Here is a 13,176-nt window from a genome sequence, read left to right as displayed (position 1 = left end):
ATCAAGATCGAGAAGGAGGTTCCCGCACACCTCGAGGTCCACCTGATCTGCGACAACTACGGCACCCACAAGACCCCCGCGATCAAGGCGTGGCTGGCCAGACACCCCCGGTTCCACATGCACTTCACCCCCACCAGCTCCTCCTGGATCAACCAGGTCGAGCGGTGGTTCGGCTTCCTGGCCGACCAGATGATCCGCCGCGGAGCACACAAAAACGTGCGCACCCTCGAAGCCGACATCCGAACCTGGGTCAAGAACTGGAACCAAGACCCCAAGCCGTTCATCTGGACCAAAACCGCCGAGGAAATCCTCGACTCACTCGCCCGCTTCTGCCGACGAATCTCCGGCGCAGGACACTAGTGATGCAGCATGCAATTCTCCGAAAACTGGGCAGAGCCGTCGACTGGGCAGGGTTGATTCCGTCAGGGCTCCTGCTCTTCGTCGGTATACGGGACTGTCGCGACGGCGGATCCTGGGGATGGCCGCTCCTCGGCGCATCGCTCGTCCTGGTCGGCGTCTGGACGATCTACCGCGGGAGACCGCGCCGTGGCGGGGGCAAAGTCACCGAGTCGCACGAACACCAAGGATGAGGAGCGGCGCGGCTCGCTGACGGGGTGTCTGACTGCGCCACGACGACCCTGTACCCAAGCGGACGCCCAAACCTGCAGCGGACACGAGGACATGCACCGCCTCAGGCACGGTGATGGAGTTCGCTATCGGCGTGCACGCGGCTTCGCGCTCCGCCTGGGCGTACGACTTCAAGGTGCCGGAGTCCGCGAAAGACAGAGAAGGTCAACAGCCGGCCAGTGCTGGACGACGTGCTCGCCTCGTAAGAGCGACTGCGCCTGCAAGGCTTCACGAGTCGGCTGGTCACGACCGGTGGCGGCACTTGCGAAGGGACCCCAGCATGCGGGCAGCGCGGAGCGACCCGCCATAGTGGATGAGTGCCTACACCGATCGGGCCTGTGATCATCTTCGATGACGAGTTCCACATGTATGTCCTCAGGGATCACGCGTACGCCGAGGCGTTCTGGGAGCTACCCGAGGAGTACACGTGTGGATTCGATGCGCTGGCCAGGCCGCTGCGCATGGTCGGTGAGCCCCACCAAGTCCGCCTCGAACTGACCGGGGCGGAGCCGGATGAGTCCGAGTTGCGCCGGCTGGTCGCCAACCACTACAGGCGCTACCTCCGTGCGCAGGAGCCGCCCCAAGCGAATAGCCTTTCGGAATTCGTGGCAGCCCTTCCTCGCGAGGGACGGTAACCGCGGTGACTGCCATCCCAGTGGAGTCTGCGGCAGCCAGTGATCTTCGTCGGCAGAGTCTGCGGGGTGTCCGATGATCTTGTCCGTGATGACCTGTGGGAGCGCGTAGCCCCGCTGCTGCCACCGCAGCCCGAGCGAAGGCACCTGCACCCAGGCCGACTCCGGGTGCCTGACCGAGTTGTGCTGGCGGGCATTGTCTACGTGCTGCGCAGGGGTGTGGCCTGGCGGGACGTTCCTGCACGCGTGGTGGGGTGCCCGGGCGTCACCGCCTGGCGTCGTCTACGGGACTGGACCCGGTGTCTGGCCCCGAATGCACACGAAGCTCCTTGCCGAACCGCGCACTACCGGCTTGACGGCTCCCATGTCAGCGCCCTCAAGGGGGGATCACTTCGGCCCGTCGCCGGTCGACCGAGCCCGCCCCGGCTCCCCACACCACCTGATCGTCGACCGCCGCGGCACCCAGCCGGCCGTGTCCGTGACCGGCGGGAACCGGCATGACGTCACGCAGCTGATCCCGCCGCTGGAAGCGGACATCGGCGATACGTACAACCGGCGGCCCCGCATCGACCGTGCTGGTGGCGTCTGGCCGGCTGGGATGACGAGTGCGGCAATGTGGACCCCCCGTCTCGCCCGGACTCGCGGCAGCGATTGCAACGGCATCACCCGGCTGGTGCTATCGCGGGAAGGTCCTTGGCGGTACTCACGCTGATCCGGAAGCCGGCCGCGATCTGCGCGAGGCTGCCGTGCTTGCGCGGGTACACCAGTGCGACCAGGGCACGCGGCGAAGGCCCGAGCCTGCAGCGGCGGTCACCCCCTCGACCAGCGCAGGAGGCAGGTCCCGTGCGGCAAGACACGTAGACAACGCTCCCCGGCAGAGAGTTGAGACGTCAGACATCTCGCTCAACCGCTGGGGAGCCTCGCCCGTTCTGCACGGGTTGCCGACCAGATGGCTGTCACCCGTCGGTGGCCCGGCTGAAAAGGCTCAGTCAAGCTGCAGCCGATTCGCGATGCCGGCAGACGTGAAGGCGTTGACGAGATCACCGCGGTCTTCGGTGAAGTGGGCCCAGCTGTCGCAATGAGCGGGGACTACACGTCGGGCTTCGAGGATCTGTGCGGCTGTAGCGGCCCCGGCACCGTCCAGGACGACGAGTGCGCCATCGAAAACGGGCAGTCGAGGTGCGCCGGCGAAGAGAACCGCGGAGTCGATGGGCCCGAAGCGCTCGGCGATCTGCCTCACCACGTCCAGTGACGCGTTGTCGCCGCTGACGTAGATCGTGGGCAGGTCATCGGAGGTGAGGACGAACCCGATCACTTCACCTGCGATCGCCTCGGCTCCTTCCGGACCGTGGAGGGCTGGCGTGCCCGTTACGGTCACCATGCCGCCGTCCGGGCGGGGCAGTTCGACAGAGGCCCAAGGGGAGAGCGCGCGGGTAGTCCCGCCGAGGCGTTGTGCGCCGTCGGTGGTGGTGAGGGTGAGTGGCACGCCGGCGAGAAAGTTTCGTCCGGAAGTGTCGAGGTTGTCGGCGTGCTGGTCGTGGGAGAGCAGTACGGCGTCGACGGGGCCGAGTTCCTTCGGCGTGATGGGGGAGGGTGCCGTTTTCGTCAGCACCAGGCCGCCGGGCAACTCGTAGTCGCCGGGGCCGTCGAAGGTCGGATCGGTCAGAAGCCGCAGACCTCCATACTCGATGAGAACCGTCGGACCGCTGAAAACAGTGATGGGAACCTGCTGCACCTTGGAACACCTCACGAATAGGTGGGTGGTAATCCATGATAAACATACGAATTCTCGTGGGTGAGTGCAAGCCGTACCATGAGGTGCATGTTGGCAAGCCCGATAGAACGGCCTGATGTGCAGCCCGCCCCCGGGGGTCGAGCAGTACCCGGCACTCGATCTCGTCAAAAGCGTCGTGACCTCGCCTGGGGGCCAGTCCCTGGATCTTTTGGACACTCCGGCCGGTGCCCTGCAGTGGCTCACTGCACACCGGCTCACATCGGCAGGCGACGTCCTGCACGAGGGTGACGTGGCGCGCTTTCGCACGCTGCGCACACACATCCGCTTTGTGATTCGCCCGCACCGACGCGGTCAGTCAGCCGGCACAGCTGGGACCTGGCAGGTGAGGCAGGTCAATCTGTCACCCGATCACGCAGCGGGCCCCGGCACGAAAATCTGCCTGAGTCCATTGAGAACCCAGCCACGTCTTCGAAAACCAGTCGGGCTCCGAGGGCGGCCGCGGTGTCTCTTTCAACGGCCACAAGTTTGCGTTCCGCCTGTCCTGGTTGCCGTTCAGTGCGCCCACGCGCCGCGTTGAGAGCGCTTCCTCGCCCGGCACCGGGGGACGGCTCGGGCGAGCCGAACCGCAGCACCTCGATATCGGGGTGATGTTCGACAATGTGCGACTGGAGGGACATCGGAAACCAATGAGTGCCTTGCTCGGAGACACGGTCCGGCCGTTCACGCACAACTTACCCCACCTTCCTTCACCCATAGATCCCCGAAATCGATGACGCCGGAGGTTGGTTGCGCATTCTTTATCTTCATTCGGAGTCAACCACTTCCAGTCATTCCCATACACCCAAAAGCAGCCGCAAACCGAGAGCAAATCACTTGAACGCAACTCACCGGTAGATCCAGTGCGCCAAAAAACAGAATATGAATGCCTCACTCTTGGGCTGCGACGATGGAGAATTGACGCGCACCGAATGTTAACTATGGCCAGTTTTACAGTAATTACTCCAGCTTCGTCTATCAGCTCGGGAGGCCGCAGCACCCCGCTACTGATCGCCGAGTGCGCTGGGTGACCCTGGCTCCAACTCGCGGGCGTCGTCGGGATGCTGCTTCTGCCGCAGTTCGCCGTCGGCTTGTAGTGCGAACGCGCGAGACCCTGTTGCATGCCGAGTCAGACCTGCTGCGTGACTCCTGATGGCGATACACGCCACCGGTGACTGCTGAGTCGGCCTGCCGGTGGTTGGTATACACGACAACTACTGACATTCGATGTCTGATGTCGTCGGGAGCGGACGAGTCGTGACCCTTGCGGTAGGCCCTGTGTGTGAGGTCCACGCAGGGTGGTGGGCCGGCCGCCGAACGCCAACGTTCCGAAGGTGATTGCGGTTTGAGATTGCCGCCCGGTTCACACACGCGGGCGCGTTCATCGCGCATGTGCTGCGGGTGTGCGGTCGGTGCGACGGTAGCCGAAGGTATGTCGACGGCCGGGTCTGTGATCTGGCCTCGCAGGCGCAGGTCTCGCTGCTGCTGAGCGCTGAACTCTTCGCAGCCCTGAACGGCGAGTGGGAGAAGAGACCGGTCGCGCGTTTCTGGACCTGCCGGACGCCCACCCGACCGGTGTCGAACGGGACGAAGCCGCGGTGATCGCATGGGTGAAGGAGACCTGGCCACAGGGCCGCCTCAACGCCACAGGCCGCATAGGCCACGCCGACGCCCCTACCGTTCCCACGTGTGCGTTGTCTCGATGGCGCGATCGTGCGGGCGGACACGACCGACTCGATGTGAAGCTGGCGTCTTCACGCCGTGTCGTGATCACGCCCTCGGCGCCCTGTCGTGCGGCGCTGATGGCTTCCGTTCGCTCAGCGGACGTACAACACCGCATTTTTGACGCGAAACCTCCGGCAGTTGCGACGGACGCATAACGGAGATCGCCCGTTCGCTGGCTTTCCGTCACCACTACCCGGTACGAAGGCCCGTTGACATGCGCAGAACCGGTCTCACTAATGGGCCCGGTGAACGCTACGGCGTTCACCGTCGCCCGCGAGTCGAACCCGGCTCCACCCCAGCACGCATGCACGGGAGTCCACGTTGCGCAGACCAGCGAGAACCAGAAACCCTGTACGCCGGACGGTGACCAGGGGCCTGGCCGTCCTCGGCGCCGCCGTCATGGCGCTCCTCGGGGTGCAGGCACCGGCGTTGGCCACGAGCACCGCGGACACACACTCCGCCACCCCGGCCGCCGCCACCCGCGCCTCCTTCGAACCGACCTGTGACACGCCGAAGCCCGGCCAGTTCAGCTGCTTCGCCCTGCGCCGCACCGATGTGAAGGCGTCCAAGGGCGTGATGCCGGCGGCGGAGACGCCGGCCGGCTACGGCGCCGGCGATCTGCAGAGCGCCTACGACCTGCCCGCCGACGGCGGCGGCGGTCAGACCGTCGCCATCGTGGACGCCTTCGACGACCCGACCGCCGAGGCGGACCTCGCCGTCTACCGGGCGCAGTACGGCCTGCCGGCCTGCACCACGGACAACGGCTGCTTCCGCAAGGTCGACCAGCGCGGCGGGACCCACTACCCCCCATCGGACCCCAACTGGGCCGGTGAGATCTCCCTCGACCTCGACATGGTCTCCGCGATCGCGCCCAACGCGCACATCCTGCTCGTCGAGGCCGACAACAACGGTTTCGACAACCTGGCGGCCGGCGTCGACCAGGCGGTCGCGCTCGGCGCGAAGTACGTCTCCAACTCCTACGGCAGCGGATACCAGAGCGGGAACGGCGAGGACCCGTCCGAGACCACGGAACTCGACGCGCACTACAACCACCCCGGCGTCGCGATCACCGCGTCCACCGGTGACTGGGGCTACGGCGTGGCCTACCCGGCCGCCTCGCAGTACGTGACCGCGGTCGGCGGCACCACGCTGACCCGCGCCCCGTCCACGACCCGCGGATGGACCGAGTCCGCCTGGGGCGACGCCGGTTCCGGCTGTTCGCTGTACGAGCCCAAGCCCGCCTTCCAGCACGACACCGGCTGCGCCAACCGGTCCCTTGCCGACGTCTCCGCCGTCGCGCAGGACGTGGCGGTCTACCAGACCTACGGCAACGGCGGCTGGGCGGTCTATGCCGGCACCAGTGTCTCGGCACCCATCATCGCCTCGGTGTACGCCGCCGCCGGCACCCCCGTCGCCGGCTCGTACCCCAACGCCTATCCGTACGCGGCGGGCACCGGCATCAACGACGTCACCACCGGCAGCAACGGCAGTTGCTCCCCGTCGTACCTGTGCAACGGCGCCACCGGCTACGACGGCCCGACCGGGCTCGGCACCCCCGCCGGCCTGACCGCGTTCCGCAGCGGTCCGCACGGCGTGATCACCGGCACGGTGACCGACAGCGCCACGGGCAAGGCGGTCGCCGGTGCGACCGTCAGCGCGGGTGACAACTCCGCCCGTACGGATGCCTCCGGTGCGTACTCGCTGACCGTGCCCACCGGCACCTACGACGTCTCCGTCGCGGCGTTCGGCTACGCCGACGGCTCCGCCGGCGGTGTCGTGGTCGACGACGACGCCACGGTCACCAAGAACTTCACCCTCGCCCCGGTGCCCAGCCAGACGGTCGCCGGCAAGGTCACCGACGGCGCCGGCCACGGCTGGCCGCTGTACGCCAAGATCACCGCGGACGGCGTCCCCGGCGCGGTGTGGACCGATCCGGCCACCGGTGGGTACAGCCTGGACCTGCCCCAGGGGCACTCGTACACGCTGCACGTCGCGGCGGCCACCCCCGGCTACAAGGCCGTCAGCAAGACGGTCACCGTCGGCAACTCCGCGCAGACGGTGGGCATCTCGGTCCCGGTCGACTCCTGGACGGCGACCCCGCCCGGCTACCGGATCGACGTGACCGGCACCAACGAGCCGTTCGACGCCACCGACGCCCCGCCGGCCGGCTGGAAGGTGGAGAACGCCGAGGGCACCACGGGCGGCTGGGAGTTCGACGACCCGGGCAACGTCGGCAATCGCACCGGTGGTGAGGGCGCGTTCGCCGTCGTCGACAGCGACTACTTCGGCAGTGACGCCTCCCAGGACACGTCGCTGATCAGCCCGGTCTACGACTTCACCGGGAAGAACGACCCCGAGGTAACCTTCGTTACCGACTACAATCAAGGTGGTGTCGAGTCCGCTACCGTCGAGGCGACCGCCGACCGAGGTAAGACCTGGAAGACGGTGTGGTCTGCCGGGACGAGCCTCACGGCCCAGCGGATCGAGGTGTCGCTGTCCGATTTCGCGGACAAGTCCGAAGTACAGTTGCGCTTCCACTTCACTGGCAGCTTCGGCTGGTACTGGGAGGTCGACAACGTTTCCGTCGGCAACCGGCAGCTGACTGCCCTGCCCGGTGGTCTCGTTGTGGGCAACGTGACCGATGCCAACACCGGTGTCGGCATCGTCGGAGCCACCGTCACCAGCCAGGACAAGCCGTCCGAGAAGGCGACCACAGCCGCCACGCCCGACGACCCGAACCTGCCTGACGGTTTCTACTCGTTCTTCTCGACCGCCTTCGGCAGCCACCCCTTCACCGCCGCCAAGACCAAATACTCCTCGCTGACCAAGAACGCCAAGACCGGGGCCGACAGCGCCGTCCAGGCCAACTTCAAGCTCAAGGCCGGCGAGGTCACGATCACTCCGGCCTCCGTCTCGGCCTCCGTCGCCTGGGGCGGCTCCGCGTCGCAGAAGCTGACCGTCAAGAACACCGGTGGCGCGGCCGCCACGGTCAACCTCGGCGAGGAGGCGGGCGGCTTCACCCAGCAGGACAAGGGCGCCGCCCTGCGAACCGTCAAGGGCGACTTCACCCCGCTGTCCAGCAAGGCCCACGTGCCGGCCGCCAAGGCCGCGCCGGCCGCCGCGACCCCGTCCGACGACGCCTGGCAGACGGGTCCGGACCTCCCGACCGCCCTCATGGACAACGCCGTCGACACGCTGGACGGCAAGTTCTACTCGGCATTCGGCTTTGACGGTTCGACCGACGTCAGGGACCTGTACGTCCTCGACCCGGTCGAAGGCAGCTGGACGAAGCTGGCGAGCGCATCCGACACTCGTGAGGCCCCCGCGCACGGGATCATCGACGGCAAGCTCTACGCCGTCGGCGGCTGGGGCCCGAGGGGAACCCCGGACGCGAAGCTGGAGATCTACAACCCGCAGACGAACAGCTGGACCACCGGTGCGCCCGCGCCCAAGCCGTACGCCGGCTCCGGTACGGCCGTCCTCGACGGCAAGCTGTACATGATCGGCGGCTGCGGCGGCGACTTCTGCGGCACCACCGACGCCAGCGTCTACGACGCGAGCACCGGCAGCTGGTCGCAGATCGCCGACTACCCCGAGCGCATTTCGTGGGAGGCGTGCGGCGCCATCCACGGCCAGATCTACTGCGCCGGAGGTCTGGGTCCGGCCGACAACAACATCCTTCACACCTACGCCTACGACCCGGGCACCGACAGCTGGACGCAGCTCGCCGACATGCCGTCCGCCCAGTGGGGCTCGGCGTACGCCGCGGCGAACGGCCGTCTGATCCTGGTGGGCGGCGGCGCCGGGGATCACCTCATCACGAACCTGAGTCAGGCCTTCGACCCGGAGTCCGGCACCTGGAGCGCCCTCCCCAACGCCAACGCCGCCACCTACCGCGGCGGCGGCGCACCCGGCTTCTACAAGGTCGGCGGCGGCGCAGCCCCCGGTATACCGATCAGCAAGGTCGAGGTGCTGCCCGGCTACGACCAGGGCGGAGGCGACGTCGACTGGCTGAGCACGAGCGTCCAGCAGCTCACCCTGGAGCCCGGCGCCAGTGCGGTCGTCACCGTCTCCCTGGACGCCACGGCTGCCTCGGTCACCCAGCCCGGCGACCTGCGGGCCAAACTCAGCGTGGTGACCGACACGCCGTACTCCGTGCCGCGTATCCCGGTCACCCTGCACGTCGCCCCGCCCAAGACCTGGGGGAAGATCGCCGGTCTCGTCCTGGGCAACACGGCCACCGGCGGCACCGCGCCGCTGGCCGGGGCGACCGTCCAGATCGACAGCTGGGCCTCGTCCTACACGCTCACCACGTCCGCGGACGGCACGTACGGCCTCTGGCTCGACGTCCGCAACAACCCCCTCACCGTCATCGTCGCCAAGGACGGCTACCAGCCGACCGTTACGACGATCAAGGTGAAGAAGGGGGCGACGGTCACCGGCAACTTCACGCTGAAGCGCAAGTAGCCGGAGGAAGCGTCAGGAACCGCGCCGGCGGCACTGGGAACGGGCCGCCGGCGCACCCCGGACGCGAACCACGACAGGCGCGAGGGCCGCACCCCCGATGGGGATGCTGTTGGTTTATTCGGCCCCTTGCGTGACGTCGGTCCCCATGACCCGGTTGTGGTCATGGGGACCGACGTTGTTGTGTGGGGTGGGTGTCGATGTCGTTGCAGCCGAAGGGGCCGGGGGAGATTCCGGCGGAGACGGTGCGGGTGGCCCGGGCCGCGTTCCCGAAGGGGAGCCTGGCGATCCGGGTCCGGGACGAGCTGGGGCCGATGTTCCGCGACGAGGACTTCGCGGATCTGTTCGCCTCACGAGGCCGGCCCGCCTGGTCACCGGCCGGGCTGGCGCTGGTGTCGGTGCTCCAGTTCGTGGAAGGGCTGACCGACCGCCAGGCCGCGGAGGCGGTGCGGGCACGGATCGACTTCAAGTACGCGCTCGGGCTACAGCTCGACGATCCTGGCTTCGACTTCTCGGTGTTGTCGGAGTTCAGGGACCGGTCACCCAGGGCCGATGGCGGGCGGCGGGTCATGGACGGTGTGCTGGTTGCAGCCCGGGAGAAGGGGTTGCTCAAGACCGCGGGGCGGGCCCGCACCGACTCCTCGCACGTGTTGTCGTCGGCGCGTGAGCTGTGCTGGCTGGAGCAGGTTGTTGAGACGCTGCGTGCCGCGCTGAACGCGCTCGCGCAGGCCGCTCCGGAGTGGCTGTCCGAGATCGCGGAGTCGGACTGGTTCCGCCACTACGCCACCAGGGCCGAGGACTCCCGGTTCCCCAAATCCCGTGCGAAGCGGGACGAGGTGGGGCTGCGGATCGGCCGGGACGGGACACGCCTGCTGGAAGCCGTCTTCGGCGCCAGCGCCCCCGCGGCACTCCGTTCGCTGGACGAGGTGGAGGTCCTGCGTCAGGTCTGGGTCCAGCACTTCCACCGGGTGGACGGCGAGGTGACGCGGCGGGGCCCAAAAGACCGGCCGCCGGGCGCGACGCGCCTGGTCAGCCCCTATGACCCGGAGGCCCGTGTCGGCGTCAAACGAGACACCATGTGGGACGGATACAAAGTCCACCTCACCGAGACCTGCGGCGAGACGGACGTTCCGAACCTGGTCACCAACGTGGCCACCACGGTGGCGACTGTCGCGGACAACGCGATGAACGAGGAGATCCACACCTCCCTCGCCGCCCGCGACTGCCTGCCCGCCGAGCACTGGGTGGATGCCGGATATCCGACCGCCACCCATGTCCTTGCCGCCCCCGACCGGCATGGTGTCGAACTGCACGGGCCACTGGTCGCAAACACTTCGGCCCAGGCCAAGGGCGCTTTCGGGCTGGACGCGTTCACCGTCGACTGGGAACACCGGCAGGTGACCTGCCCAGGCGGTGCCACCGCCACGGACTGGTATCCCCGCAACGATTCCAAGGGCCTGCCCGTCATCCGCGTCAGGTTCCCCGCCAGCCGCTGCGGCCCCTGCCCCCACCTGCGCTCATGCGTCAGCTCGGCCACCGGCCGCCGCCGAGAACTCATGCTGCGGCAACAGCAGGCGCAGCACGACGCCATCCGGCACATCCGCGCTGAACAGCAGACCGATGCATGGAAGGAGCGCTACAAGATCCGGGCCGGCGTCGAAGGCACCATCTCTCAAGCCGTCGGACGCTGCGGACTGCGCAGATCCCGCTACCGGGGCCTGACAAAGACCAGCCTCCAACACCAGCTCACCGGCGCCGCGATCAACCTCGCCCGCATCGACGCGCACCTCACCGGCGCACCCCGAGCCCGCACCCGCACCAGCCACTTCGCAGCACTGTGCCCCGTCGAGCTGACGCTCGACGGGGCACAAGCAGGGGCCGAATAAACCAACAGCGTCCCGAGGGGGCCGGCCCTCTGTCGATGGTGAAGATTCGGGCTCCGCGAGTCGGTCAATGCGTCGGCCCGGCATCCACGGGCACACCCACGCCTTCGCCTTCGGAACTCGGTTGCCACCACCCACGGTTGGCGGCGAGCACCCCGGCCTGGAACCTGCTCACAGCTCCAAGCTGGCCAAGCAGAGCTTGGACACGGCGCTGCACGGTTCGGTACCCGAGGTCCAGCTGGCGCGCGATAGCTTCGTCGGAAAAACCCGCTGCCAACAAGGAGATGATGCGTCTCTCCTCGTCACTCATGAGGTCGTCCGTTCTCTCGCCCCAAGACAAGTACGGCTGGCCCTCGTTCCACAGCGACTCGAAGAGGGCGCTCAGCGCGTCGAGCAGCGCGGAGGGATGGACGAGAATGCACGCGTCCATCACCTTTGGGTTCGTCTGGAGCGGGATGAGTGCGGCTTGATCGTCAGCGATGACCATTTTCATCGGCACCGTCGGGAGGATTCTGACCTCCTCGCCCGCAGCTACGTCGAACTCCATCCGCTTGGCTGCTTCAGGCAGGGCAAGCGTGTCGCGCGCGCGGATGAAGCGGCTACGCAGGCCACGCTGAGTGACAGCGGCGACGGAGTCGACGAGTTCCCCGTCGCTGGACCGCGCGTACGGAGGCGCGTCGATACCTCGAATTTCCCGCTGGGCACGGGCGAAAAGCTGCTGCCCGAAGCGTGCGACGTTCTCACAGCCGGTGACGACCTGGATCAGTTCGGCGGATTCGCGACTGCGGCGGGCTTCGCGGTGACGTGCGGTCAGCTGCTCGGTCATCGCCCGCACCCGGCGAATATCGCGTTCGCGGGCGAGTAAAAGGGCCTCCATGGCATGGTCGGGTGACAGTGCAGTGAAAGAGGCAGACGGGCCCGGCACACGCGATATGAGACCGCCATCTTCGAGCTTCGCCAGAGCAACGAGGACCTCGTCGGACCCGCGGTCAGTACGTCGACACAGTTCCCGCAAGGAGAGAGGCGGGTTGTCTACCAATATGAGGTAAAGCGCCTCGGCAAGCTGGTCCAGTCCGAGAACCTCTAGCATGGCCACCTCCACGGACAACCTAATATCCCAACAGACGCGAGGATACCGAGCAGGGCAGTACGGCACGATCGGCGGGGCTGTTTACACGCTCGCGTGTGACACCACAGGAAAAAAGTATGTGAGTGTCAGACCCGGTGAAACCGTGACGCTTAAATTCAATTTCACTCATCGATTCGGTGTGCTGAAGCATGTCGCCAACCCCCTGGTGGATCAGAGTCCGGTGACAGCTCGCCATCGACTGTCGCATGTCAAGCAGCGGCATTTCAGGGCCTGTCGCCCGCCACCGAACGGATGACGCGGAATATCCCGCCGCTCGGCAGGTCCGAATAAGGGGGGTGCGCGAGAACCAACAGGTCGAAACATTCATCCGCGCCGACGAGAGGAAGTCACTGAAGTTGAGCACAGAGGGCGAACCAGAAACGGCAGTGCGATGGCCATGTCCCGCGTGGGCAACCTGCGCCGCGCGTTTACGGCGCCTGGCGAGCTACTCCGGGATCACAGAGTCTCATCAGGCGTGTCCTGCGTGCCCCGCCGTGCGGCCGCACCCTCGACGGCCGGATCAGCGGCTCCGCGAGCTCCCACAGTCCGTCCGGAACATTTCCACTCCACGTACCCCGCCCCCATGAACAGCCCAACGACCGCCTCACCACGTAGGAGCCGGTCTTATGAGGCCAGACAGTGCGAACCGCTCGGCTGGGGATGCCCCAGCCGAGCGCCACTCCGAACGGATGACCAGGTGTTTAACCGGCTACGCGCGCCGCAACGATCGATGCGCGGATACGGTCTCACGCAGTGAGCAGTTCCGGCTGCTTGCCCGTCAGTGGCCGGCGGTGACCGGCAGGTCGGGCTGGTCCCCCGGCAGATCCCGCTGCACGCCGGGGTCGCCGGCGTCGGCGGTGTAGTCCTTCACGGCCGTCTCGTCCAGGCCCTCGGGCGCCTTGACGGCCCGCAGGACCAGGGTGAGGACGACGGTGACCACCACGT

The 13,176-nt window shown here is 67.3% G+C and carries 7 protein-coding genes and 1 pseudogene; 6 read left to right on the top strand and 2 right to left on the bottom strand.

Annotated features, from left to right (window positions below; translation table 11 throughout):
• The 3 genes and pseudogenes from ACIP98_RS40780 to ACIP98_RS40770 form a co-directional block, all read left to right on the top strand.
• On the top strand, positions 1-360 hold a 360-nt coding region (locus tag ACIP98_RS40780), incomplete at its 5' end, for a transposase (RefSeq protein ID WP_401981708.1).
• 605 nt (positions 361-965) lie between these two features.
• On the top strand, positions 966-1,262 hold the full coding sequence (locus ACIP98_RS40775) for a hypothetical protein (protein ID WP_319666013.1): 297 nt from the start codon (positions 966-968) through the stop codon (positions 1,260-1,262).
• A gap of 27 nt (positions 1,263-1,289) precedes the next feature.
• Positions 1,290-1,791, top strand: a pseudogene (locus tag ACIP98_RS40770) (transposase); the annotation flags it as partial.
• Between the two features lie 453 nt (positions 1,792-2,244).
• Here the strand turns inward: ACIP98_RS40770 and ACIP98_RS40765 are convergent.
• Positions 2,245-2,994, bottom strand: coding sequence for an MBL fold metallo-hydrolase (locus tag ACIP98_RS40765; protein WP_319666014.1), 750 nt, complete (start codon positions 2,992-2,994; stop codon positions 2,245-2,247).
• A 115-nt stretch (positions 2,995-3,109) separates the two neighbouring features.
• Between ACIP98_RS40765 and ACIP98_RS40760 the strand changes: the two genes are divergently transcribed.
• From ACIP98_RS40760 to ACIP98_RS40750, 3 genes are all read left to right on the top strand, one after another.
• Entirely contained in the window at positions 3,110-3,571 is a 462-nt protein-coding gene (locus tag ACIP98_RS40760) for an ABATE domain-containing protein (RefSeq protein WP_319666015.1), read from the top strand.
• Between the two features lie 1,547 nt (positions 3,572-5,118).
• Positions 5,119-9,222, top strand: coding sequence for a carboxypeptidase regulatory-like domain-containing protein (locus ACIP98_RS40755; protein ID WP_401981704.1), 4,104 nt, complete (start codon positions 5,119-5,121; stop codon positions 9,220-9,222).
• Positions 9,223-9,419: 197 nt separating this feature from the next.
• Positions 9,420-11,105 carry an IS1182 family transposase gene (locus ACIP98_RS40750; protein ID WP_401981702.1) on the top strand — a complete coding sequence of 562 codons (1,686 nt, stop codon included), beginning with the start codon at positions 9,420-9,422 and terminating at the stop codon, positions 11,103-11,105.
• A gap of 64 nt (positions 11,106-11,169) precedes the next feature.
• Here the strand turns inward: ACIP98_RS40750 and ACIP98_RS40745 are convergent, their stop codons facing one another.
• Complete coding sequence (locus ACIP98_RS40745) at positions 11,170-12,192, bottom strand: LuxR C-terminal-related transcriptional regulator (protein WP_401981700.1); 1,023 nt, start codon at positions 12,190-12,192, stop codon at positions 11,170-11,172.
• Positions 12,193-13,176: the final 984 nt, after the last annotated feature.

The organism is Streptomyces sp. NPDC088354 (genome assembly GCF_044753585.1).
Taxonomy (GTDB): Bacteria; Actinomycetota; Actinomycetes; order Streptomycetales; family Streptomycetaceae; genus Actinacidiphila.
Note: the sequence above shows the minus strand (reverse complement) of the source record. Positions and strands in the feature narration are given on the sequence as shown.

Coding starts and splice junctions, on each gene's coding strand:
- ACIP98_RS40760 (WP_319666015.1), top strand. CDS start 3,110: ATGTGCAGCCCGCCCCCGGGGGTCGAGCAGTACCCGGCACTCGATCTC.
- ACIP98_RS40750 (WP_401981702.1), top strand. CDS start 9,420: ATGTCGTTGCAGCCGAAGGGGCCGGGGGAGATTCCGGCGGAGACGGTG.
- ACIP98_RS40745 (WP_401981700.1), bottom strand. CDS start 12,192: ATGCTAGAGGTTCTCGGACTGGACCAGCTTGCCGAGGCGCTTTACCTC.